The organism is Pseudomonas paralactis, assembly GCF_001439735.1.
Classification (GTDB): Bacteria; Pseudomonadota; Gammaproteobacteria; order Pseudomonadales; family Pseudomonadaceae; genus Aquipseudomonas; species Aquipseudomonas paralactis.
On record NZ_JYLN01000016.1, the window covers coordinates 37581 to 61665 of the forward strand.

The window sequence follows — 24085 nt, forward strand, 5'->3', positions numbered from 1 at the left end:
TACAAGGCGCCGTAGCTGCGCCCGCACGCGCGTGGCGCCACCATCGGCGCCATGAACGATTTAGCCGCCCTCGCCCGCCTGCTCGAAAACCTCATCCGCTTCGGCGTCATCGCCGCCGTGCAGATGGAGCCACCGCGCGTGCAGGTAACAACCGGAAAGCTGACCACCGCCTGGCTACCTTGGCTTGCGTGGCGCGCCGGAGCAGACCGTGAATGGGACCCGCCCACTATCGGCGAACAGGTGATCCTGCTCAGCCCATCCGGCCAGCTCGCCAACGGGATAGCCGTGACAGGCGTATTCAGTGACCACATCCCCGCCAACGGCAACCGCGAAGGCCTGCACCGTCGTACCTACGCGGACGGCACGGTGATCGAGTACGACAGCGTGGTCCACCATCTCAACGCCACACTGGCCGACGGTGGCACCACCAATCTGATCAGTACCGGGGGCATCAATCTGGTCGGCGACATCACACACAAAGGCGACTACATCCAGACCGGGAATCAGACCGTCACCGGTCGGGTTGACGTGTCAATTGACGTGGTCGCAGCCGGCGTCAGCTTGGTCAAACACCCGCACGCCGGCGTCAAGGCCGGTAGCGACCAATCCGGGGTGCCCATCCCATCATGAATCGACACACCGGCGGCGCCATCAGCGAGCGCGAGCACATCAGTCAGGCGATCACCGACATCCTGACCACCCGCATCGGCACGCGGGTAATGCGCCGCGAATACGGCAGCTTGGTGCCCGAGCTGGTAGACCACCCCTTCAACGACGTCAACCGTCTGCGCGTCTACGCGGCCACCGTCATGGCCCTTATGCGCTGGGAAACCCGCATCAGCCTGAGCCGTGTGCAGTTCGCGGGAGCAAATATGGAGGGCCAGGCCTCGATCGATCTGGAGGGCACTGTGGTGGATACCAATGAGCCGTTGAGCCTCAGCGTGCCGCTGCAGCTGGGAGGCAGTGTATGAACAGTTTCGCCGCCATCGACCTCAGCCAGCTGCCACCGCCGCAGATCGTCGAGCAGATCGACTTCGAACAGATTCTGGCCGAGCGAAAGGCGTACATGATCAGCCTCTGGCCGGCCGAAGAGCAGGCCCAGATCGCGGCACGCCTGGAGATAGAGTCGGAGCCGCTCACCAAGCTGCTGCAGGAAAACACCTACCGCGAGACCGTATGGCGTCAGCGGGTCAACGAAGCGTCGCTTGCCAACCTGCTCGCCACCGCGCGGGGCACTGACCTGGAACAGTTAGCTGCAAACTTCAACGTCAAGCGCTTGGTGATACAGGAAAGCAAAGCCAACGCTGTGCCTCCGATCCCAAAGCTGATGGAAGGCGACGATAGCCTGCGCGAACGCGCGCAGATGGCCTGGGAAGGGTTGAGCACTGCCGGCCCGCGCAACAGCTACATCTTCCACGCCAGGGCAGCGGACGGTCGGGTAGCCGACGCCACCGCCGAAAGCCCCTCGCCTGCCGTCGCCGTGGTCACGGTTCAGTCATTGCTGGGCGATGGCACGGCGCCCCCCGAGTTGCTTGCCGCCGTCAACGCTTACTTGAGCGACGATGACCGCCGGCCGGTGGCCGACCGTCTCACTGTCCAGGGCGCGCAGATCCTGAATTACCAGGTCAAGGCCAAGCTCTATTTGCTGTCGAGCGGCCCCGAGTCTGAACCTATCCTGGCTGCTGCAGAACAGCGGCTGCAGGCCTACGTTCATCAACGGCGGCGTTTGGGCATGGAGGTTTCGGAATCGGCCCTCCATGCTGCGCTCCACGTCGAAGGCGTGCGCAAAGTCGAACTGGAAGACTGGGTGGACATCGTCGCGACCAAGGCTCAAGCGCCTTATTGCACCGGCATCACATTGAACCGGGGCGCCGAGTAATGGCAGCGCAACAGTTGCTTCCGGCGAACTCCACGCCGCTGGAGCGCCAGGCGGCTCAGGCGCTCGCGCAGATCCAGCGCGTGCCGATCCCCCTGCGTCAACTGTGCAACCCGGATACATGCCCGGTGGAGCTGCTGCCTTATCTGGCATGGGCCTTTTCGGTCGACCGGTGGGACGGCAAATGGAGCGAGGCAGCTAAACGCGCAGCCATCCGGTCATCGCATTACATTCATTCACGTAAAGGCACCATCGGCGCTCTGCGTCGCGTGGTGGAACCACTCGGCTACCTGATTGAAGTGCTTGAGTGGTGGCAAACCACGCCGAACGGCGTACCGGGCACGTTCGCCATAAAGGTGGGTGTGCTGGAAACCGGCATTACCGAAGAGATGTACCAGGAACTGACCTGGCTCATTGATGATGCCAGGCCAGTTACGCGCCATCTTACCGGCCTTGCCATCAGTCTCGAGACCACCGGAAGCATCCACATTTTCGCGAGCACCTACGACGGCGACGAGATCGACGTCTATCCGCCGGTCCTTCGCGACATCGAGATCACGGGCGTTATCGGTGCCGTGGGTCGGGAACACACCATCGACACCCTCGAAACCTATCCGCCGATCCCAGGCGCTATCGACCTTGCGTGCTACGTCGGCGTGGCGGGTCGTGAACATTCCATCGACACCTTGGACATCTATCCATGATCAACTCCAACTCTCAGTTTTTTGCGATTCTCACGGCCATAGGTGAAGCCAAGCAGGCCAATGCGGACGCGCTCGGCATTCCTTGGAAGCTAACGGACATGGGGGTTGGTGACGCAAACGAAACTAATCCAGTACCGGATCGCAACCAAAAAAAGTTAATCAACGAACGACGCCGGAGGCCGTTGAATAAACTCACAATTGACCCGGCCAACCCGAACATCCTTATCGCCGAGCAGATCATCCCGGCGGAAGATGGCGGGTGGTGGATCAACGAGATCGGGCTCTATGACGCTGATGGCGACTTAGTCGCCGTGGCGAACTGCGCACCTACCTATAAGCCCCTGATGTCCCAAGGCTCCGGTCGGACACAGGTGATACGCATGAACTTCATCGTATCCAGCGCGGCAAACGTGGTGCTGATGATCGATCCGGCAGTCGTGCTCGCCACTCGCAAGTTCGTGACGGACTCCATCACTGACGCCATCAATCAGCAGGATGTGAAGCAGTCGGTGCTGGTAGCGACCACCGGCCCAGTAGTCCTGGCCGGTGCGCAGACCATCGACGGCGTGGCAGTGCCGGTGGGTTCGCGGGTGTTGGTGAAAGACCAGGCCCAGGGCAAAGACAATGGCTTATACCTCACCACCGCCGAAATCTGGACCCGTACTGCGGATGCTGATATCGGCGCGGAGGTGACACCTGGTTTGTTGGTTCACGTTGAGCGCGGCGCCGCCAATGGCGACACGCTCTGGCAGTTGATCACCGACGCGCCGATTGTGTTGGGCACCACGCCTCTCTCGTTTCAATGGGCAGGTGGGCAGAACGCCCCAACCCCGCCGGTTAATGACCGATCGAAGCGGGTGGCGAACACCGAGACCGTGCGCAACCAGATCGAGAGCCCACTCCAGCAGTTCCCAGTGCACGTATTCCGCAAGAACCGGTTGATCAACGGTGCATTCCAGATTTGGCAGCGGGGCAAGTCAGGCGTCGTCGGAAAAGCCAACGGTGACCCCGAAAGCACGTTCGGCCCGGACCGCTGGATGATTTACAGCCCAAAAAACGCAACCTGTAACTGGAGCCAACTGCCCCTCGAGCAGGACGCCAATATCAACGAAGCAAAATTTGCCCTGAGACTTTCGCGCCAGGGTGAAGGCCAGGGCTGGAACCTCAGTCAGCGTATCGAGAACGTCGAAACACTGGCCGGCGGGAAGGTCACGGTCTCGTTTTATATGAAAACCAGCGTTCCACATACGTGTGCGGTGATTCTTCGCCAGAACTTTGGAGTGAACTCAACCGAGCCGAACGTCGATGTGGGCACCTCGGTGGAGCTGACAACGGTATATAAAAAATACGTCGTCACCCTCGACCTGGGCGGCGTGGTGAACAAGAACAAGGGCGTCGCCAATGACTTCCTGGAAGTTATCTTTGCCAGTTGGGGGACTGGTGCCCATTACACGGACATTACCAACGTTCAGATCGAGTCCGGCAGCGTGGCGACTCCGTACGATTACAGGACGCACCAGGAGGAGTACCGCGCATGCCTGCGCTACTTCGAAAAGTCGTTCCTGCAGGACCACCCCCTTAAGTCGAACAACGGTCCTTCCACCTGCATCGCCAGCTTCACGCAATCCGCAGCAGCGCAGTCCTCACAGTCGGCTTTGCGTATGGACTTCAGGGAAGTGAAACGCGTTGTGCCTACGTTGAGATTGTTCTCCCCTGGTGAGCAGACCTCTGAAGTGTGGGCGCAATCGCTCGGCAGGCCCTGCACGCAGACCAATATCCAGAGCTTATGGGCTACAGGCTTCGCATTGTCTTGCGTGCCGCCAAGCGGCTCTGTCCCCGGCTTCACCCTTCAGATCGAGTGGACCGCCGACGCGGAACTTTGAGGTAATGACAATGAATGATCTTGCGTACAGATTTACGGTAGCCGGCGTTCAGCGAATGCCCGACCTGGTGTTTGTCCCGGACGACATGGGCAACAAGGACTGGGTGTCCTACTTAGAATGGGTTGCCGATGGGGGGCAGACGCTACCTAAATCGACTGTTGAAGAAGCGGCCAATGAAGAGCGGCGCTGGCGAGACTCAGAGCTACTTGACCTCGTCTGGCTGCGAGATCGCCACCGTGATCAGGCGGAGATGGGCGCCGACACAACGCTCACCGCCGAACAATACGCTGAATTGCTAAGCTACATGCAGCAGCTGCGCGACTGGCCTCAATCGGACAACTTCCCCGATACCGGCAAACGTCCAGTACCACCAGCCTGGATCAAAGACCAGACTCGATAAAACTCCCCCTGTAAACGCGGCCCCTACAAGGTGCCGCGCTCGCCCAGCCGGCGCGCGCGCGGCAACCTCTGCACTGTCATTCCATCACAGCGCAGGCACCAACCCATGGCCGATTATCTCCACGGCGTGCGGGTCATCGAACTCAACGACGGCACCCGCCCCATTCGCACTATTCCCACCGCAGTTATCGGCATGGTTTGCACGGCTGAAGATGCGGACCCACTCGTTTTCCCTCTGGACACGCCCGTCCTGATCACCAACGTGCAGACTGCCGTCGGCAAAGCCGGCGTAAAGGGCACCCTGGCGGCGAGCCTGCAAGGCATCGCCGACCAGACCAAGCCCTATGTCATCGTCGTGCGGGTCAAAGAAGGTGCCGACGAAGCGGCCACTACCAGCGCCCTGATCGGCGGCACCACACCGACCGGCCAGTACACCGGCATGAAAGCCCTGCTCGCCTCCAAGTCTCGCGTGGGCATGGCCCCGCGCATCCTCGGCGTGCCTGGCCTGGACAGTTTGCAGGTGGCCACCGCACTCGGCGCCATCGCCAAAGACCTCCGCGCCTTTGCCTACGTCAGCGCCTGGGGCTGCAAGACCAAGGAAGAGGTGGTCGCTTACCGCGCGAACTTCGGCGCCCGCGAAATGATGGTGATTTGGCCGGACTTCCAGAACTGGGACACCGTCGCCAACAAGACCACCACCGCCTCGGCTGTGGCCCGTGCGCTTGGCCTGCGCGCCAAGATCGATCAGGAGACAGGCTGGCATAAAACCCTGTCCAACGTGGCCGTCAGCGGCGTGACCGGTATCAGCGCCGACGTGTTCTGGGATCTGCAAAACCCGGCCACGGACGCCAACTACCTGAACAGCAACGACGTCACCACCCTGATCAACGCCAACGGCTTCCGCTTCTGGGGTAGCCGCACCTGCAGCGATGATCCGTTGTTCGCCTTCGAAAACTACACCCGCACCGCGCAAATCATCGCCGACACCATGGGCGAAGCGCACATGTGGGCTATCGACAGGCCTATGCACGCCTCCCTGGTACGCGACCTGGTCGAAGGCGTGAACGCCAAGATGCGCGAGCTGAAGTCCCAGGGCTATCTGATCGGCGGCAGTTGCTGGTATCCCGACGACGTCAACACCAAGGACACCCTTAAGGCCGGCAAGCTGTGGGTCGATTACGACTATACCCCTGTGCCCCCGCTTGAAGACCTCACCTTCCGCCAGCGAATCACCGATCGTTACCTGATCGACTTCGCCAAGGGCATCAACAGCTAGACCGGGCCTCCCCGCAAGGGGAGTTCACCCTGACCCCGTATCCCGGAGAACACCGCCATGGCAATGCCACGCAAGCTGAAAAACCTCAACCTGTTCAATGACGGCAACAGCTACCTCGGCTTGGTGAAGTCTCTCACCCTGCCCTCCCTCGGCCGCAAGATGGAAGCCTATCGCGGCGGCGGCATGAATGGCCCGGTCAAGGCTGACCTGGGCATGTCCGACGACGGCATCCAGTTCGAATGGAAGACCGGCGGCCTCGATCTGATCTCTCTGCGCCAGTTCGGCGCGGTCAACGCCTCCAGCGTGGCCCTGCGATTCTCTGGCCCGTATCAGCAGGACGACACGGGCGAAGTCAGCAATGTGGAAGTGGTTGTGCGCGGTCGCCACGAAACCATCGAAATGGGCGACGCCCAGCCCGGTGAGGACACTGAGCACTCCATGACCACCACCTGCAGCTACTACAAGCTGACGGTAGATGGCGAAGAAATCATCGAAATCGACCTGCTCAACTTCGTCGAGAAGGTCAACGGCGTGGACATGCTGGAGAAGCATCGCACCGCCATGGGCATCTGACCCGTCCGTTCGATCGAGACTCACACTTTAATTACCAGGAGCAAATCCCATGAAGAACGAACCCATCGAACAGCCCGACGTGCAGCAGCTGGCCGACGACGACACCGTCATCCTCGACACGCCGATCCGTCGCGGCACCACCAACATCGAGAGCATCACCCTGCGCAAACCGAACTCGGGAGAGCTGCGGGGCGTGAGCCTGGTGGAGCTGCTGCAGATGGACGTTGGCAGTCTGATCAAGGTTCTGCCGCGCATCAGCTCGCCAAGCATCAGCGCCATCGAAGTTGCCGGCATGGACCCGGCCGACCTGCTGGCCTTGAGCAGCAAAGTCTCCGGTTTTTTGTTGCAGAAGTCGGCGAAGACGGATGCATCCCTCGTCGCGTAGAGGACGCTATGGCTGATCTGGCCGTGGTTTTTCACTGGGCACCGGCTGATATGGATCAGTTGGGCCTGCAAGACCTGATGGACTGGCGCGAGCGCGCCAGGGTGCGGAGTTCCAACGATGGCGAATGATCTGAGACTTCAGGTGCTGCTCAGCGCCATCGACAAAGCCACAGGTCCGCTGAACAAAATCACGGGCGGTAGCAAGGAAACCGCCCGAGCCCTCAAAGCGGCTCGCGACCGCCTGAAAGAACTCAACACCCAGCAACGCGACGTCGGCGCCTGGCGCGAACTGCAGGCCGCCACCCGCGCGACATCCGAGGCGCTCGCCGCCAACAACACCAAGGTAGGCGAACTCGCCCGCGAAACGGCCAGAGTCCGGCAGCAGCTCGCGCCGACTCAGGCGCTGTTCGACAAGTCGCGGCAGAAGGTCGACGCGCTCAAAACCAGTCAGACCGACCTCAAGCGCGAACTCACCGGGACACGCAATGCCCTGGGGTTGATGAGCGACGAACACCGCCAATCAGCCAGCCAGATCGCTGCCCTCAATACCGTGATGCAAAAGGGCAATGCCCTGACCCGAGCACAGCACGACGAATACACCCGCCTCACGGCCGCACAGCGGGAGCGCAAGACCCAGCTGGACCAGCTCGCAGCCAAGGAAAAGGCCCTGGCTGACCGGTTCATAATTAACAACGCGCAGTTGCGCACCAGTCGTGCCGGCCATGCCAGTCTGCGCGACGAGATCCGCCGCCTGGAAAGCCCGTTCAAGGATCAGCTCGCGCTGCTGAAACAGCACACCGCCGAGTCGAAACGCTTGGGCGAGCAGTACGGCCAGCAGCGGGTAAAGCTTGCCAACCTCGGCGAGCAGCTCAAAAACGCCGGCATAAACACCAATGCCCTGGGCGCGCACGAGCTGAAGCTCAAGCGCGATATCGACACCGCCACCCAGGCTATGAAATTGCAGATGGACCAACTGGATGCGCTGAAGCACAAGCAGGACAGCCTGGCGAAGGCCCGCGCCACCTACGATAAAACCCAGAGCCTGGCTGGCAGTGTTGCTGTGTCCGGCGCCACCAGCCTTGGCGCGGGCTATGCCGCCAGCCGCCCCGCAGTGTCGGCAATCAAAGCTTTTGCCCCGAATGAGGATTCAGCCACTCAGCTCAAGGTATCGATGATGGACGACACCGGGAAGGTTTCCGCCGACTTCCAGAAGATCACGGACCTGGCCACCAAGCTTGGCGACCGACTGCCAGGTACCACGGCAGACTTCCAGAACATGATGACGATGCTTCGTCGCCAGGGCATCAGCGCGCATAGCATCTTGGGCGGCACCGGGGAAGCGGCTGCGTATCTCGGCGTGCAAATGAAGATGGAAGCCACAGAAGCGGCCGAGTTCGCCGCCAAAATGCAGGACGCCACCAGAACCACTGAAAAAGACATGATGGGGCTGATGGACACAATCCAGCGTGGCTTCTACGCCGGTATGGATCCGAGCAACATGATGCAGGGCTTCAGCAAAATTTCACCTGTCATGGACGTCATCAAGAAGTCGGGCATCGACGCGGCCAAAGAACTCGCCCCGCTGCTCATCATGATGGACCAGGCCAGCATGGACGGCAGCTCGGCGGGTAACGCTTTCCGTAAAATTTTTCAGGCAGGTTTGAATCAGGACAAAGTAGACAAAGCGAATGGAGTGCTCGCGAAAAAAGGGATGTCGCTCAAATTCACTGATGACGAAGGCAATTTTTCCGGTCTGGAAAATTTGTATGCGCAGATTGAGAAGCTAAAAGCGCTGAATGATATCGACCGTACGGAAGTTAAACAGACGTTGTTCGGGGACGATGCAGAGACGATGTCCACCCTGGACGTCATGATGAACAAGGGGCTGGCCGGTTATCGAGAGGTGCAACAGAAGCTGAAAGCCCAGGCCGATCTGCGTACACGCGTCAACGAACAGCTCGGCACCCTCACCAACGTCATGGAAGCCGCAGAGGGTAGCTTCACCAACGCCATGGCGGAGTTCGGAGCCGCAGTTGCGCCCGAGCTAAAGGGACTGATCAACACGCTGGGCGAACTTGCCAATGGAGTCGGTGCCTGGGCGCGGGAAAATCCGAAATTGGCCGGGGGCCTGGTCAAAGTCGTCGCGGCTGTAGCAGCCGCCGCCGTGGTGTTCGGCACACTGGCCTTGACCATGGCAAGCATGCTCGGCCCCCTCGCAGTGCTACGGTACGGCATGGCGATGTTCGGCATTCGCTTGGGCAGTATCAAAGCGCAACTAATCGGAACCCGCATCGCAACTGCAGGCGCCGGTGTAGAGGTGGGCCGGATGGGACGAATCTGGAAGACGGTCACGGCCAGTCGCGCCGCCGGCAGCATGGTGAGTGTCATTCCAACCCTAATCAATTCTGCGCGGTTTGCGGCAGTCAGCGTGTTTCCAATGCTCGGCAGCGCCATCAGCGCGGTCGGTGCGGCCATCCTGGCAACTCCGGTCGGGTGGCTGATCGCCGCTGTCGCGGGCCTAGTCGCCGCCGCGTTGCTGATTTACAAGTACTGGAAGCCGATTAAAGGGTTTTTCCTCGGCTTCTGGCAGGGGCTCACTGACGCCCTGCAGCCGGTCCTTGCCGGGTTCGGCAAGTTCCGCGGTTTGCTGGTCAGTCTGGCCAAAGCGGCCTACTCCATTCCGGTTATAGGTTTCGCACTGCGTCTGCTGGGCAGCATCGTCCGCCCGCTGTTCAACATGATCTCTTCCAGTATCAGTGGTGTGATCAGTTGGTTCAGCGACCTATTGAAGCCGGTCGAAGACGTTGGCGGTGCTGCGCAGTCGATGGGCCAGCGCTTCGGTGCAGCTGTCGGCAACATGCTCATGACACTGCTGCAGAGCATCGGCTCTATCGCAACCGGCGCAACCAACGTGTGGACCACCATCAAAGCGAGCTTTGACCAGGGCCTAGCGGGCGTCCTGCAGCTGATCATCAACTTCAGTCCGCTTGGCTTGTTCTACCAGGCATTCGCCGGGGTCATGAACTACTTCGGCGTCGAGCTACCTGGTAAGTTCACAGAGTTCGCCGGCATGATCATCAACGGCCTGGTCAACGGTCTGACCGCTGGCTTTGGCGCTATCAAAAGCGCCATCGGGTCAATCGCGACTGGCGTAGTCAATGTGTGGTCCACAATCAAAGCGAGCTTTGACCTAGGCCTGAAGGGCATCCTGCAACTGATCATTGGCTTCAACCCGCTCGGGCTGTTCTACCAGGCGTTCGCTGGTGTGATGAATTACTTCGGCGCGGAGCTGCCCGGCAAATTCACTGAATTCGGCGGCATGATCGTCAACGGTCTGGTAAGAGGCTTGACCGCCGGGCTCGGCGCCGTGAAGGGTGCTATCAGTTCCATCGGCGACTCCAGCATCGGATGGTTCAAGGAAAAGTTGGGCATCCATAGCCCGTCGCGGGTGTTCGCTGAGCTGGGTGGTTTCACCATGGAAGGGCTGACAAAGGGCCTGGAGGGCGGACAAAAGGGGCCGCTCAACACGTTGTCAAACATGGGCAAACAACTGACTGCGGCCGGCACCCTGGCTCTCACCGCCACAGCCATGCCGGCGTTAGCGGTCGATGATCGTCCTCCGATCAGCTGCGCGGGCACATCGACGGTTTACGACAGCCACGACACCTACGAAATCACCATCGCAGCGGCCCCTGGCATGGACATGCAAGCCATGGAGAAAAGCCTGCGCGCCATGCTCAACAAGATTGAAAACGAGAAACGCGCCCGTCAGCGCAGCAAGTTATCGGACCGGGATTAATCACCATGATGCTCAGCCTCGGCATGTTCGTGTTCAGCCTATCAACCCTCGCTTACCAGGAGCTGCAGCGCCAAACCAACTGGCGCCATGCCAGCAACAGCCGCGTCGGGGCGTCACCCGCACTGCAGTTTGTCGGGCGTGGGGACGACACCATCACCCTCCCCGGCATCATCCTCCCGGAACTGGCTGGCAGCGTGCTCAGCCTGGACGCTCTACGTTTGATGGCGAACACCGGCAAGGCCTGGCCGATGGTTGAAGGTACAGGCCGGATATACGGGTTGTGGGTGATCGAAAGCCTGAGCGAGACCAAAACCGTATTTTTCAGAGACGGCACGCCAAAGCGCATTGAGTTCACCCTTACGCTCAAGCGTACCGACGATGACCGTATCGACCTGCTCGGCGCCGCGACCAGTACCGGGCTCAGCATTCTGCGGGGGCTGTTGTGATAGAGGCCGCGCTATCCAAAGTCACCGGTTACCTGGTGGACACGGCGGAACGCTTCGTTCGGGATGCCGCCTACCCTGTCCCTGCCTTCCGCCTCACGGTGGACGGCATTGATATCGCCATGAAGGTGAGCCCGCGGCTGATGAACCTTGACCTAACAGACAACCGTGGCGTCGAGGCCGACCAGCTTACTATTACGCTGAGCGACCATGACGGTCTGCTGTCGATACCGCCGAAGGGTGCGGTGCTTCGCTTATGGTTGGGATGGAGCGACACCGGCCTGGTCGACAAAGGCACCTACACCGTCGACGAGACGGAACACACCGGCGCGCCGGATGTGCTCAGCATTCGCGCTCGATCAGCAGATCTGCGCAAAGGGCTGAAGACCAAACGCGAGCGCAGCTGGAGCAATACCACGTTGGGCAAGGTCATCGGCGATATCGCCATGGGGAACAACCTCACGTCGACAGTGGCTGGTGCGCTAGGTGCGCTGCCAATCTTGCAGCTTGACCAGGCCAACGAATCGGATGCCAACCTGATTACCCGCTTGGGCGAAGAATTCGACGCGGTGGCCAGCGTGAAGGCCGGGTGTCTACTCTGCATCCCCTCCGGCGGCGGCAAGACGGCGAGCGGGCTTCCCCTGCCCCACATTATCCTCACCCGTGCCGACGGCGACCAGCACCGCTACTTGCAGGCAGATCGCGACAGCTACGACGGTGTGCGCGCATATTTTTACGACGTGCACAGCGCCAAGAAACAGGAGGCGATTGCCGGCGGCGGTGACAATCTCAAAGACCTTCGCCACACCTACAGCGACCAGCAGTCTGCGCTCAGGGCCGCGAGAGCTGAATTCCGACGCCTGCAGCGCGGCAGCGCCACGCTCAGCTACACGCTCGCGATGGGACGGCCGGATTTGATCCCCGAACTGACCTACACGCTCCAGGGCGTTAAAGCGGAAATCGACGAAATCATCTGGTACGGCGGCAACGTGCAGCACAACCTGAGCCCGGATGGCGGCTACACCGTCAGCCTGGAGTTGGAGAGCAAGTTGCCCGAGGACAACGTCGAGGATCTGGCGGAAGAGAACCAAGGCGATTACACAGGGATCGTCGCGTACTACCGAGATCAAAAAACCGGGAAGGAAAAGACGGTTACAGCGGGGGATCAGGCGAAGCCGAAGCGGTTGCGGTGGCTGTATGCGGGTCAGAAAACAGCTAGTCGGGCGGTGGATCGAGAGTGGAAGAGGATGCAATCCGTAGGAACGTGATTTTTCAGAATGTCGAAAAACAAAAAACCCGGCGATCGCCGGGTTTAAATGTAAGGCCAGAAGCTACTTGGTTAGCAGCTGTAGCACCTGGTCAAACCGGTTGTTCACTACCCAAGCCAGAATGGCCACGATAACCAGCGAAGCACCCGCGAAATAGGCTAGCCTATTTTTGATGATTTTGACGTCACCGCGGACTTCATCCAAGTCTCTACGAATGTACTCAACATGAGTTTCAAGTTTGGCTACGCGCGCTTCCATTGGATCGTCTCCCGGTGGTCCCGGCGGGGTTCTGGTTCCATTATCGTCCCCGTTTTCATTTCTGTCACCACCAAAACGAGCAGAACGTCTATCGCTCAAAATCACTACTTCGAACTGCTTGTTCATGCGTCCTCCCTTTTCGGCCCGACCTCGATTAAATCAGCGTTAATGCCCGTGTCCTCAAGCACACCGTCTAATGCATCCAAAGCATGCAACCGCATGAATCCGCAGTTTTTACAGTAGAGCATCACAGCAGAGGGGCCGGTAAGCGCGAAATTCTCACCATATGCCCAAGGGAGCATTACCCCACTTGACCCGGACAATTGAGGTAGCGCCCAGTCGTCATGTTCACAAAAAGGGCATTGCGGTTTGGTCACACGATCTTTAAATATTTCAGCCAAGCGATCTGTATTCAACTTCTGATAACTATCACTCACGTCAACCTCCGATACCGAACAGAATTTGCCAAAACGCTTAAGCATTCAATCAAATAATTATCAAGACAAAGCTAATTGCCCTTATTGATGACTTCGGCAAGAGCTGACTTCGCAATAGGGTCGATAGTGTAAATAGAGCTTGTCTGGGGCTGAAGAAAAACAACGGAGCGCGAAAACTTCGAAAATACGCCTTCATTTTCATAGTAAGAAAGTGAACGCGCATGAATATTTCTAGTATTGATTTTGTCCTCCGTTAAAAAATCTTTGAAGTACTTCATCGCCATCGGCTGAACGCCTTCAAAAAATCTCGTTACTGAGTTTCGTTTTAGCTCATCAAATCTTGCCCATAATTCGCCGTTCAGAATCAAATTCGCTTCACGAGTGAGCGCTACAGATTCCATTCGTTCATTAGTGCTGACAGCGCGGACTATCTCACTACCTTTCAACGAAAATAGATCGGCCCCTTTCGAAATATTTATGTGATTCTGCTTACGTAGCTCTTGAATATAGTACAATTGAAAAATATCGAGATTTTCAAAAGCGTGGCGAATTTTATTCTCTTTCTTTAACTTCTCGTCAGCCGCATTTTTTATATCCAATTCTCTTCTGATGCGAGCTTCCTCGTCCAGAAGTTCCTTGGCTAAAGCTGCCGCCTTACGATTTTGAAGTCGACTAATGGAATCGAGAATAAAGCCGATAACGCCATAAACTATTCTTATAGCGGTAATTAAAGCCAAACCCTTTAAAACTGTCTCAAAAGCGTCACCAACAGAGAACAGTTCTTTGCTAACACCGAAAAGAACGATAGAAGAAACCACGAAAGCGGCAATATTCAACCGAAGGTTTTTGGCCTTACCTAACAGATCCATCAAATCTTTTAATGAGTCCATTCTCACCCCACTACTTGGAATTGCGGACACCTACTGGCGATCCGGGGCCATAAAAATTTCGAAACGTATGTTCTCAAAGAGAACAGATTATGCTGGCCTTTTGGTGGCCGCAAGGGCTTCAGTTAATTCTTTTAGCCGCTGCTCTATATCCCTTATGCGTTTCTTTTCTTCAGCAGCGCTTTGTATCTCTCGCCTATCGGTCTCTTCCAAAGCTCGGAATAGAGCCAGAATCGCGTCTTCCTGCGGACTAATGACTGACAATTCAGCATTCCCGACTGCGTCCCCCCTCAACATCCTCCCTTCACCAGTGAGCAACCAATCCAGAGAAACGCCTTCAGCCTCGCTCACATTTACGCATAACGCATAAGGTATGGATTGCCGGCTTCGCCAACTCCCCAACGTCTGTCGATTCACGTCCAGCTTACGCGCCAGTTCGCTGTCGCTATCAACGGCAAAGACCATCATCAAGCGTTCAAGCACGGCGTCGAGCGATTTTTTCTGCATTTTGAATAAATACCGCTTGATTTATTTAAATAGAATAAATAGGCTTATGCGCAATGAGTACATCTTAACCAACTAGGAACACATCAACCATGAGCCAAGCCATGGAAAAGCGCCAGATCCAAGCACGACTGATCGAGCGCGGCAGTAACTTCCGTCAGTTCGCCCTAAGCCATGGCTATGAGGTGCGCACAGTGACGCAAGTGGTTCAGCGTTGGGCAGGAAACAAAAGGCTGCCACGCGGCAGGTTAACGTTCCAAATCTTACGAGACCTGTCTCGGGTGATTGGCAAAGAAATATTGCCGGGAATCCTCGCGGAAAACGCCGAGCAAAACTCAGCACCGGCTGTATGAAACGACTGTAGGGGCGATGACTCCAGGGAGAAACCAGAAGATGAAACGCCCAGTTCTAGCGACCAAGCGCCAAGTAATGAGCGCAGTGATCAACGACTACGAAGGTGGCCGGGAATGCGCAGCAGCGCGCCTTGGATACGAACTCAAGAAGTTCGATAACCACATCTACGAGAACGCCGGCAGTCGGCCCCTGAGCGATGAACAGATCCACCTGTTAGAGCAGGACATGGGCACCACCTACCTGCCGGAATACATCGCCGCGATGTACGGCGGCATGTTCGTTCCCCTCGCCAAGCCTGAAACACTGGACAACGTAGACCTCTACAACCGTTCAGTGCGTGCAGCAGCCAAGCGCGGTGTGGTCGACCAGATCATTGCGAAGGCATTGGACGACGGCGTCATTGAGCGGGACGAAGCCGAAGCGATTTTGCGCGCTCACAGCCATTACATGGCGGCCCGTCACTCTGAAGTCCTGGCAACGATTCTGCTGCACAGCCGGGGGCCAAAACATTGAGCACCTACAAGCTGGTCTGTCCTTGCTGCGGCAGCTCGATGCGCATCCGTACCTCCGAGGGGCAGACGCCCTGCTTCCGCTCGATGTATTCGGAATGCACCAACCTGCTATGCGGCGCCACGTTCTCCGGTTCCTTGGTTTGGGAATACCAGCTCAGCCCGTCAGGCATCGAGCGTCCCCTCACCGTTTTGCCCATGGCGCCCACCAAAGTGCGCCTGCTTGCTCGACAAAACCTCACGGCAAAAAACGATCAACCCGATCTGTTGGACCAACTGGATATGGAGGCCGCAACTGTATGAACACCGTCGCCCTGACTACCAACCCCGCTACGGACTACCGAGCCGCGATGCAGCAAGCAGCCGTGGCGTATCTATACCGCCACCGTTGTGAGCATCTTGCTGGCGACAGCCAGCTCTTAGAGAACTGCACCAGGTACTTGACCCTGTCGCTTGAGGTCCCCACGCACCTGGTGCAACGCATTGCTGAGCTGGCGGTGGCTGAGTTCGAAAGCATGACGTGCAAGCGTATTGCCTGGCTGGGCATCTACCCCACCAGCGGCCCGTTCCGCCCTGTGATCTGGCTGCTCGACAACTGCACCCAACAGCGACACCCAATTTCAGCACGCCTGCTTCCTACACGCTTGCTGCTGACGCGCAACCTCCCGCACTAATCCAAAACCCTCCCTCTTTGATGCCCGCACCGCGTGGGTAGGGGAAATTTGCAACTTACTGGTGGCCGAAATGAGCAAAATCACCATAAAACTGGAGCTGGACGAACTACAGGCGCAGCACTACCTGTTGTGGTTGACCAGCCAGTACGAAGTCACGATGGCTGATATTTGGTACTCCGACCGCTACCGGAATGTGCCAAGTGGTCAGCGTGCGCCGAAGGTGCTTGAGGACTTGCCCTACCTGGCAGGCATCTGCAAGACGCGCAGCGAGCTGAAAAAACAGCTCGTTGTTACGGCTGCGGAGCATGTGCAGTGATTCGAAAGCCCATGGAAGACAAGATCCGCGCTGATGTACTTCAGCGTCTGGAGTCTGATTACGGCCTTCAGCACATGAAAGGCACGCATTACATGCGTAAGGGCACCTGCCCGCAGTGCAATCAGAAACGTTTGTTTTCGCGTCACGATGAACCCTGGTTCATCCGGTGTGGCCGTGAGAAAAACTGCCGGTATATAGCTCCGACCAAAGAGCTGTACCCGGATCTGTTCGACGACTGGAGTAAGCGCGCACCTGCCACCCGTGACGAGCCAGCCGCCAGTGCAAAAGCGTACCTGACCTTTGCCCGAGGTTTCCGCGTTGAGCTGTTAGAGGGCTGGTACACCCAGGAGAGCTACTTTGATCGCGACCTGAATATTGGCTCTGCGACTGTGCGCTTTCCCCTCGAGCACGGCGGGTACTGGGAGCGCTTGATCGACCAACCGTCGCGGTTCGGTAAGAAGAAGGCCCGCTTCCAACCCCTCAAGAGCTACAGGGGCCATTGGTGGTGCCCACCATGCGTGGATCTGCTTGAAGTGCAAGAGCTGTGGATCGTTGAAGGAATCTTCGACGCGATCGCGCTCATTCAAAACGGAATCTTTGCTGTTGCAGCACTGTCCTCAAACGCCTTTCCAGAGGAATCACTAAAGGCGCTGATCACCGCTCGCAGCGGTAAAACCCCCAAGTTGGTTTGGGCTCTGGACAACGAGCCAGGCGCTCACAAGTACACCCGTATATGGGTCAACCGTGCCCGCGAACTCGGTTTTACCTGCGAGGCTGCTCAGGTGTCACAGCCTGACGCCCGCAAGGTCGACTGGAACGATCTGCATCAACGCTGGGCGTTTATCGACGATGAAAAAGCCCGCGCTGATCGCATCGAAAAGGACTTGAAAGACGCGCGTCACCAGGGCGCCCTGCTGATTGCAGAGAGTGCCAGCGACAAAGCATTGCTCATGTACCAGTGGCGTGAACGTGAGGAATTCCACTTCTGTTTCGACTCGCGCCTGTACTGGTGGAAATTGGACTTGGCGAAATACAACAGCGCCAAGCAGGCCCTCGAAAAGAGCGACGGCCACGAAGCCCAGACACTCAATGAAAAGCAGCTTCGGGAAAAGGCACTGAACGTCGCCGGCTGCGTCGTGGAGATCGCCAACTGCTACCCCAAAGCCCTCTACTTCCAGCGCAACGAGATTACCGACGAGTCCTGGTACTTCTTCCGCGTCGACTTCCCGCACGACGGCGGCTCAGTGAAAAACACCTTTACGGGTGGTCAGGTCGCCGCTGCCAGCGAATTCAAGAAAAGACTTCTCGGCATGGGTGCCGGAGCCGTGTTCACCGGCAGTGGACAGCAATTGGACAAGCTCATGAAAGACCAGCTTTTCGGCATCAAGACCGTCCAGACCATCGACTATGTAGGCTACAGCAAGGAATACCAATGCTACGTGTTCAACGACGTCGCCATCCGCGAGGGCCAGGTAATTCACATCAATGAGGAAGAGTTTTTTGAGATGGGCAAGTTGAAGCTCAAGACTCTGCAAAAGGGTGTGAAGATCGATCTGGAAAAGGACGGCAAAAAATATAATGACCAGTGGCTTGGGCTTCTGTGGCAGTGCTTTGGTGCCCAGGGCATCGTGGCATTGACCTTCTGGTTTGGCTCGCTGTTCGCCGAACAGATCCGAGGTCGGTACCAGTCGTTTCCTTTCCTTGAGGCCACTGGCGAGGCCGGCGCCGGCAAGACCACGTTGCTCACGCTGCTATGGAAACTCGCGGGCCGAGACGGATACGAAGGGTTCGACCCGTCCAAATCCACCAAGGCCGGCCGCAGCCGCTTGATGGGCCAAGTATCCGGCATGCCGATTGTGCTGCTGGAATCAGATCGCAGCGGCGACGACAAGGCCCACGCCAAAACCTTCGAATGGGACGAACTCAAGGATTACTACGGCGGCGGCACCCTGGCGACCAAGGGTGTGAAAACCGCCGGTAACGAAACCTACGAACCACCGTTTCGCGGCACCATCGCCATCAGCCAGAACGCCCCTGTTGTGGCGTCAGAAGCGATCATGACCCGGATCGTCAAACTGCACTTTGTGCGCCCGAACGTCACCGCTGAAAGCCGTGCGGCGGCAGATCGGCTCAATGCGCTGGAAGGTTCGAGACTCAGCAACTTTGTGTTGCAGGCAGTACGTAAAGAGCTGGAGGTGATGGAGCTGTTCGGCCAGCAGATAGCGGGCTACGAGGCGAAGTTGCGCAATTTGCACTCCCACTGCTTCGCCTGCGACACCCCATTCAAAGATGAGCACGGCGAATGTAGCCATTGCGGCAACAAGCTGCGCGGCTACATCCGGGTGGAGCGGATCAACAAGAACCACGCCCAAATGCTCGCCCTGCTGGACTGCCTGTGCATGGTGGTGCCGCTCACCGACGCTCAGGTCGAGCACACCCGCTCGCAGATCATCCGCATGGCAATTGAGCGCCAGGCCTCGATCAGTTCCGACCATCCGGTGGTGGCTGAATTCTGGGAGGTTTACGAATACCTGGAAGGTCTGGACGCCGAAGGCCCAGTGGTCAACCACAGTAAAAAAGACCACATCATCGCAATCAACCTCAACGACTTCGTGAAATGCGCCGCAGAGAACCGACAAAAAATCGCTGACGTCAGCGAGCTGCGTGAACGCCTGAAGGACTCCCGCTCGCGGAAGCTGCTCGACGTCAATAAGGCGACTGACAGCGCGGTGCGGGCTCACCAGGCAAGTAAGACCAACGCCGTCGTCACCAAGCAACCGATCGTGAAGTGCTGGCACTTCCAGGCTTGATTCATCAGCGGCAATACCTGCCAGGCGCTGCAACGCCTGACACCACCCAAAGGAGAAGCACCATGCACGTACAAGTCATCACCGGTGACGGCCCAGACGGCGAAAACAATCGCCTGCGGCACATAAAAGAGCTGAAAGCCTGGTTCACCCGGCCCGCGAAAATCGTCCATGCCGAAGCCTACGACCCGGCCGGCCTGATCACCATTCTAGAGGTCCGTGCGGAGACTGAGAGAGAGCTACTGGTACTGGAGTGCAGCCGGGAGCAGATCCAGGCAGTGCTGGAATGGCAGTCGCAAACGGATGATTTTATTGAGTATGAAAACCTGCTCCTGCACCTGGTGCGCAAGCAAAACCCAAACGGCGAAAGCCAGTAAGAAGGTGGTGCCGAGGGGCTGCAACCCCTCGACACCGACCACCCAAAGGAGAAGCACCATGCAAGTGAATCAACCCCAAGGCGGCACCGCAGAGGCTACCACAACCCCGCTTGCTGTCGGAAACAAGGTCAGCTACGTCGCAATGAGCGGCGGTGGCCGAGAATATCGCCTCAGCGCACGTACAGGCGTGATCGTAGGGATCGAAGGCAACGTTGCCACCCTGCGCGCGGCCAACGGCCGCAGCGTTACGCAGCCCCTCGATAAGCTGACGCCCGAAGGCCAACCCAATGCACTGACACGCATGGTTATGGGAGGGCTGTGACCAATGCCTAAGCACGTACCTGAACGTGAGCGTCCGACCATGGCAAGCCATCGGCTTGACCTGCCCAGCCGCTGCGATATCTGCGGCAAAGCACGCTCCACCCGCAAACACCAGGCATGTAGCCGTATTCGCCAACGGACCAAAACGGCGGAATGGGCGGCTTTCATAGCTGAGCGTGAAGCGGCCAGACAGAACAAACCGCGTCGATACGCGCACTGATAATTAACACAGGCGGGACACGGGGAGCTGCAACTCCCCCACTGCCTCAAAGGAGAAGCACCATGCGATCACCTAAAAACCAAGGCGACAATGCAAAAGTAGAGGCCAAGCTACGCAAGTTGCTGGCCCTGGCACAGCGAGGCGAAGGTGGAGAAAAGGATAACGCCCAACGAATGCTGGAAAAGTTGCTAGCGCGTCACGGATTGACCATTGGCGACCTGGTCGACGACCGCCGCGAGATCCGATGGTTTCCCATTTCCACCAGTTACGACCGAAGGTTGGCGGCGCAAATCATGTCGAAGATATGCGACTCGGAATCGCCCGGTCTCTATATCAGCAAGGGAAGGCTCAAGAAAATTGGCGTGGAAGTCACACCATCAGAAGCTGTTGAGTTCGAACTTCACTACGAAACATTGCGCAAGGCACTCACCACTCACTTCGATGATGCCTTCTCTGCTTTCGTGCAGGCGAACCATTTGTTCCCAGCTACTCCGTCCGAGGACCAGCTTCCTTCTCTGAACGACCGCGACATGCGAGTCATGAGTATGGCATCCGTTATCCGGCCAACAGCAGTTAACCCGCGCTTAGAGCGGGAGGAGGCTGTATGACCGTCGCCCTGTTGCTTTACTTGTGCGCAGATGCGACTCGAACCAACTGTCAGGTAGTGAGGGTGGAAAGCTGGTACGGCCCTCACGCTTACGAGCGCTGTGTTGACGTCATGCTAGGAGTTAGCAATGCGATGACTGCAACAAACCGGGGCCGGCATCGGTTCGTTTGCGAGATCATGGACGAGGAGGCAGCATGAACACAGCCTTTATCCTGATGGCCCAATACGACGGTCAGGCGATCATCCCTCTGGAGCTCATCTGCCGAGACTACTTCACGCACCTAACGCCGGAAATGCTCCAACGTAAGGTGATGAGCGGCCATATCAAGTTGCCGATCACCCGTATCGAGCCGAGCCAGAAGTCGGCCAAGGGCGTCCATCTGAACGATCTGGCCACGTACTTGGATCTGCAGCACGCGGCCGCGGTTAAAGAGCACAACCAGCTCAACGGGTCAAAACACGCCTTTTGAGCCATTTCATTGATGCGGCGCCCAGTTGGACGGGCGCCCTCAATATCTTTTCATGCCATTCCCAACCCAAATAACGGTCCCCCTTGCCGCGCAGATGGGTATACCGCCGCATCGAATTCCAATCCCGGTGGCCGGAAACACTCGCTACACGCGGGATGTCCCAGCTCATTTCAAACAGGCGGCTGATGCCTTCATGCCGAAGGTCGTGGAAGTGCAGGTCCTGGATTTGCAGAAACTTGCAGGCTTTCGTCCAGGACGTGGAGATCGACTCAGGGCTGTAGGGGAATATATCGTCACCGGCCTTCGGCATTGTCTGGAGGATCTGCCATGCCTCGTCCGGCAGATAACACCAAACATCGTTGCCGATCTTTTGCCCTGGGTTTTTCATGTCACGCACCAGCACTCGCTGGCCAGCCTCGTCGAGGTCTGCCCAGCGAATCCGGGTGATCTCATCGAGCCGGCGGGTGGAGAACAGGGCAAAGCCCACAACCTTCAGCATACATATGACAGTCGGCCGCCTCGCCTGCATGGCCTGGTAGTGCGTCAGCACGCTTCCAAGTTCATCCAGCGTCGGCCGGCGGTCACGCTCACGGCTTTTCAGGTTGTAGCCCAGCTTGCGTAGCACACGCCGCGCACCGCCCATGGCGAGCGGATCGACCTGGTAGCCCCATGCGTCTTTGGCAATTGCCAGCACTGCGCCGAGGTGCGCCAGGTCATTGCCGGCGGTTTGTGGCTGAACGCCGCCGCCGTCCGCGCTCATTCGCCAAAGTGCGTAATCGACCAGGCACTGGGTGTTGATATCCGTATCGGTCAACTTGCCCAGGTAAGTCTCGCCAATGGCATTGAGTGTGCCGCGCTTGGTTTTGCCCAGCGGTTTGGCTTTCTCAACTTCAACCAGGTATCGATTTGTCATCTCTTTGACCGTGGCACCCTTGCGGTTTGCGCGCTCGATCGCACCAGGTTCATCCAGCTCCGCTCCGCGTTTACGCGCCCAAGCCTGCGCGGCCTGTTTTCGGGCGAAGGTCTGGCTCTCTTGGTAGACTTGCACTCCGTCGCGCTTGATGCGGATCTGAGCCGTGTAGCTCACAGTCCCATCCGCCAGTTTTCTTGCCCTGATAGTCGCCATATCGAAAGTGGTACGCGCCAGTTTTGAAGTGGTACATCGTACCACCGAGACCTGAAAAACGCCTGAAAACGCCCTAAAACACGCCTAGAACACGTTGAGTAAAATGCTAGATAAACAAAGCTTTAGCCCAGCAGAATCAAGCCCCGCACTGTCTCGGCGTTTTTGCGTTGCCCCCATGATGGACTGGACTGACCGCCACTGCCGGTACTTCCTGCGCCTGCTCTCCAAACACGCCCTGCTCTACACCGAGATGGTCACCACCGGCGCTATCCTCCATAGCGACCACGACCGCTTCCTGCGCCACAACGAAGCCGAGCACCCGCTAGCGCTGCAATTAGGCGGCAGTGTTCCAGCTGATTTGGCCGCCTGTGCCCGTATGGCCGAGGCCGCCGGTTACGACGAAGTGAACCTGAACGTTGGCTGCCCCAGCGACCGGGTGCAGAACAATATGATCGGCGCGATCCTCATGGCGCACCCTGCCCTGGTGGCGGATTGTGTGAAGGCGATGCGCGATGCGGTGTCGATCCCGGTGACGGTGAAGCACCGTATCGGCATCAATGGTCGGGACAGTTATGCCCAGTTGTGTGATTTCGTCGGCACAGTGAAGGACGCCGGTTGCACCAGTTTTACCGTGCATGCACGGATTGCGATTCTGGAGGGGTTGTCGCCCAAGGAGAACCGGGACATTCCGCCGTTGCGTTATGACGTGGCGGCGCAGTTGAAGCGGGATTTTCCGGAGTTGGAGATTAATCTCAACGGTGGGATCAAGACGTTGGAGCAGTGCCAGGAACATTTGCAGACGTTTGATGGGGTGATGCTGGGGCGGGAGGCTTATCACAATCCGTATCTGTTGGCGGAGGTGGATCAGCAGTTGTTTGGCAGTGAGGCGCCGGTGATTAGCCGGGCGGAGGCGTTGGCGCAGTTGCGGCCTTATATTGCTGAGCATTTGGCCAGTGGTGGGACGATGCATCACATTACTCGGCATGTGTTGGGGTTGGGCACGGGGTTTCCAGGGGCGCGCAAGTTCAGGCAGTTGTTGTCGGTGGATATTCATAAGGCGGCGGATCCGTTGGCGTTGCTGGATCAGGCGGGGACGTTGTTGGAGGGGCGGTGATTGGACGAGTGTCAGGTAGATGCTCATTGGGTGTACCGGCGCTATCGCAGGCAAGCCAGCTCCCACATTTTTGCCTGGTGAGTGTCAGGTAAGTACTCATTGGGTGTACCGGCGTTATCGCAGGCAAGCCAGCTCCCACAGTTTTGCCTGGTGAGTGTCAGGCAAGTGCTCATTGAGTGTATCGGCGCTATCGCAGGCAAGCCAGCTCCCACAGTTTTGCCTGGTGAGTGTCAGGCAAGTGCTCATTGGGTGTACCGGCGTTATCGCAGGCAAGCCAGCTCCCACATTTTTGCCTGGTGAGTGTCAGGTAAGTACTCATTGGGCGTACCGGCGCTATCGCAGGCAAGCCAGCTCCCACATTTTTGCCTGGTGAGTGTCAGGCAAGTGCTCATTGGGTGTACCGACGCTATCGCAGGCAAGCCAGCTCCCACATTTTTGCCTGGTGAGTGTCAGGTAAGTACTCATTGGGTGTACCGGCGTTATCGCAGGCAAGCCAGCT

General features: G+C 58.0%; 29 protein-coding genes. 24 read left to right on the top strand and 5 right to left on the bottom strand.

Annotation, left to right across the window (positions count from 1 at the left end; translation table 11 throughout):
- Positions 1-51 precede the first annotated feature (51 nt).
- The 13 genes from TX23_RS25525 (at position 52) to TX23_RS25580 (ending at position 12605) form a co-directional block, all read left to right on the top strand.
- On the top strand, positions 52-630 hold the full coding sequence (locus TX23_RS25525; RefSeq protein ID WP_057704556.1) for a phage baseplate assembly protein V: 579 nt from the start codon (positions 52-54) through the stop codon (positions 628-630).
- Positions 627-971: a GPW/gp25 family protein gene (locus tag TX23_RS25530; protein WP_057704557.1), complete on the top strand. Its 345-nt coding sequence runs from the start codon at positions 627-629 to the stop codon at positions 969-971. The genes TX23_RS25525 and TX23_RS25530 overlap by 4 nt, the downstream gene beginning before the upstream one ends.
- Positions 968-1879 (top strand): baseplate assembly protein, encoded by a 912-nt coding sequence (locus TX23_RS25535; protein ID WP_057704558.1) that lies wholly within the window; start codon positions 968-970, stop codon positions 1877-1879. Before TX23_RS25530 ends, TX23_RS25535 begins: the two co-directional genes overlap by 4 nt.
- Entirely contained in the window at positions 1879-2580 is a 702-nt protein-coding gene (locus tag TX23_RS25540) for a phage tail protein I (protein WP_057704559.1), read from the top strand. Before TX23_RS25535 ends, TX23_RS25540 begins: the two co-directional genes overlap by 1 nt.
- A complete protein-coding gene (locus TX23_RS25545) occupies positions 2577-4463 on the top strand; it encodes a phage tail protein (protein WP_057704560.1) in 1887 nt (628 codons plus the stop codon). The genes TX23_RS25540 and TX23_RS25545 overlap by 4 nt, the downstream gene beginning before the upstream one ends.
- A 10-nt stretch (positions 4464-4473) precedes the next feature.
- Positions 4474-4863 carry a phage tail assembly chaperone gene (locus TX23_RS27660; RefSeq protein ID WP_244885987.1) on the top strand — a complete coding sequence of 130 codons (390 nt, stop codon included), beginning with the start codon at positions 4474-4476 and terminating at the stop codon, positions 4861-4863.
- A 105-nt stretch (positions 4864-4968) separates the two neighbouring features.
- Positions 4969-6138: a phage tail sheath protein gene (locus tag TX23_RS25555; RefSeq protein WP_057704561.1), complete on the top strand. Its 1170-nt coding sequence runs from the start codon at positions 4969-4971 to the stop codon at positions 6136-6138.
- Between the two features lie 57 nt (positions 6139-6195).
- Positions 6196-6711: a phage major tail tube protein gene (locus tag TX23_RS25560; RefSeq protein ID WP_057704562.1), complete on the top strand. Its 516-nt coding sequence runs from the start codon at positions 6196-6198 to the stop codon at positions 6709-6711.
- Positions 6712-6760: 49 nt separating this feature from the next.
- Positions 6761-7096 carry a phage tail assembly protein gene (locus tag TX23_RS25565; protein ID WP_057704563.1) on the top strand — a complete coding sequence of 112 codons (336 nt, stop codon included), beginning with the start codon at positions 6761-6763 and terminating at the stop codon, positions 7094-7096.
- 8 nt (positions 7097-7104) lie between these two features.
- Entirely contained in the window at positions 7105-7224 is a 120-nt protein-coding gene (locus TX23_RS27665; RefSeq protein ID WP_082430453.1) for a GpE family phage tail protein, read from the top strand.
- The gene (locus TX23_RS25570) at positions 7214-10894 is read left to right on the top strand and encodes a phage tail tape measure protein (protein WP_057704564.1); all 3681 of its coding nucleotides are present in this window, start codon (positions 7214-7216) and stop codon (positions 10892-10894) included. The genes TX23_RS27665 and TX23_RS25570 overlap by 11 nt, the downstream gene beginning before the upstream one ends.
- A gap of 5 nt (positions 10895-10899) precedes the next feature.
- Positions 10900-11340, top strand: a complete 441-nt coding sequence (locus tag TX23_RS25575; RefSeq protein ID WP_057704565.1) for a phage tail protein — start codon at positions 10900-10902, stop codon at positions 11338-11340.
- Positions 11337-12605 carry a phage late control D family protein gene (locus TX23_RS25580; protein ID WP_057704566.1) on the top strand — a complete coding sequence of 423 codons (1269 nt, stop codon included), beginning with the start codon at positions 11337-11339 and terminating at the stop codon, positions 12603-12605. The genes TX23_RS25575 and TX23_RS25580 overlap by 4 nt, the downstream gene beginning before the upstream one ends.
- A gap of 63 nt (positions 12606-12668) precedes the next feature.
- On the opposite strand, the gene TX23_RS28585 is transcribed toward TX23_RS25580, so the two are convergent.
- The 4 genes from TX23_RS28585 to TX23_RS25600 all read right to left on the bottom strand — a co-directional run bounded on the left by TX23_RS28585 (position 12669) and on the right by TX23_RS25600 (position 14694).
- Positions 12669-12989, bottom strand: a complete 321-nt coding sequence (locus tag TX23_RS28585; RefSeq protein WP_244885988.1) for a hypothetical protein — start codon at positions 12987-12989, stop codon at positions 12669-12671.
- Complete coding sequence (locus tag TX23_RS28075; protein WP_157243953.1) at positions 12986-13300, bottom strand: hypothetical protein; 315 nt, start codon at positions 13298-13300, stop codon at positions 12986-12988. Before TX23_RS28075 ends, TX23_RS28585 begins: the two co-directional genes overlap by 4 nt.
- Positions 13301-13371: 71 nt before the next feature.
- Positions 13372-14190 carry a hypothetical protein gene (locus TX23_RS25595; RefSeq protein ID WP_057704569.1) on the bottom strand — a complete coding sequence of 273 codons (819 nt, stop codon included), beginning with the start codon at positions 14188-14190 and terminating at the stop codon, positions 13372-13374.
- 87 nt (positions 14191-14277) lie between these two features.
- A complete protein-coding gene (locus TX23_RS25600) occupies positions 14278-14694 on the bottom strand; it encodes a helix-turn-helix domain-containing protein (RefSeq protein ID WP_082629716.1) in 417 nt (138 codons plus the stop codon).
- Positions 14695-14795: 101 nt separating this feature from the next.
- Between TX23_RS25600 and TX23_RS25605 the strand changes: the two genes are divergently transcribed.
- The 10 genes from TX23_RS25605 to TX23_RS25655 all read left to right on the top strand — a co-directional run bounded on the left by TX23_RS25605 (position 14796) and on the right by TX23_RS25655 (position 21346).
- A complete protein-coding gene (locus tag TX23_RS25605) occupies positions 14796-15044 on the top strand; it encodes a helix-turn-helix domain-containing protein (protein WP_057704570.1) in 249 nt (82 codons plus the stop codon).
- A gap of 40 nt (positions 15045-15084) precedes the next feature.
- Positions 15085-15558, top strand: a complete 474-nt coding sequence (locus TX23_RS25610; protein ID WP_014717543.1) for a YmfL family putative regulatory protein — start codon at positions 15085-15087, stop codon at positions 15556-15558.
- A complete protein-coding gene (locus tag TX23_RS25615) occupies positions 15555-15857 on the top strand; it encodes an ogr/Delta-like zinc finger family protein (RefSeq protein ID WP_057704571.1) in 303 nt (100 codons plus the stop codon). The genes TX23_RS25610 and TX23_RS25615 overlap by 4 nt, the downstream gene beginning before the upstream one ends.
- Positions 15854-16228 (top strand): hypothetical protein, encoded by a 375-nt coding sequence (locus TX23_RS25620; RefSeq protein WP_057704572.1) that lies wholly within the window; start codon positions 15854-15856, stop codon positions 16226-16228. Before TX23_RS25615 ends, TX23_RS25620 begins: the two co-directional genes overlap by 4 nt.
- Positions 16229-16298: 70 nt before the next feature.
- Positions 16299-16544, top strand: coding sequence for a hypothetical protein (locus TX23_RS25625; RefSeq protein WP_057704573.1), 246 nt, complete (start codon positions 16299-16301; stop codon positions 16542-16544).
- An 11-nt stretch (positions 16545-16555) separates the two neighbouring features.
- The gene (locus TX23_RS25630) at positions 16556-19354 is read left to right on the top strand and encodes a toprim domain-containing protein (RefSeq protein ID WP_209445928.1); all 2799 of its coding nucleotides are present in this window, start codon (positions 16556-16558) and stop codon (positions 19352-19354) included.
- A 62-nt stretch (positions 19355-19416) separates the two neighbouring features.
- Complete coding sequence (locus tag TX23_RS25635) at positions 19417-19728, top strand: hypothetical protein (protein ID WP_057704575.1); 312 nt, start codon at positions 19417-19419, stop codon at positions 19726-19728.
- A 58-nt stretch (positions 19729-19786) separates the two neighbouring features.
- On the top strand, positions 19787-20050 hold the full coding sequence (locus TX23_RS25640; RefSeq protein ID WP_057704576.1) for a hypothetical protein: 264 nt from the start codon (positions 19787-19789) through the stop codon (positions 20048-20050).
- A 281-nt stretch (positions 20051-20331) separates the two neighbouring features.
- Positions 20332-20877, top strand: a complete 546-nt coding sequence (locus TX23_RS25645) for a DUF2786 domain-containing protein (RefSeq protein ID WP_057704577.1) — start codon at positions 20332-20334, stop codon at positions 20875-20877.
- A 193-nt stretch (positions 20878-21070) separates the two neighbouring features.
- The gene (locus TX23_RS25655) at positions 21071-21346 is read left to right on the top strand and encodes a pyocin activator PrtN family protein (protein WP_057704579.1); all 276 of its coding nucleotides are present in this window, start codon (positions 21071-21073) and stop codon (positions 21344-21346) included.
- Here the strand turns inward: TX23_RS25655 and TX23_RS25660 are convergent.
- Complete coding sequence (locus TX23_RS25660) at positions 21321-22472, bottom strand: site-specific integrase (protein WP_057704580.1); 1152 nt, start codon at positions 22470-22472, stop codon at positions 21321-21323. The two genes, TX23_RS25655 and TX23_RS25660, sit on opposite strands and share 26 nt — an antisense overlap.
- A gap of 103 nt (positions 22473-22575) precedes the next feature.
- On the opposite strand from TX23_RS25660, the gene dusA reads away from it, so the two are divergent.
- Positions 22576-23586 (top strand): tRNA dihydrouridine(20/20a) synthase DusA, encoded by a 1011-nt coding sequence (gene dusA / locus TX23_RS25665; protein WP_057704581.1) that lies wholly within the window; start codon positions 22576-22578, stop codon positions 23584-23586.
- Positions 23587-24085: the final 499 nt, after the last annotated feature.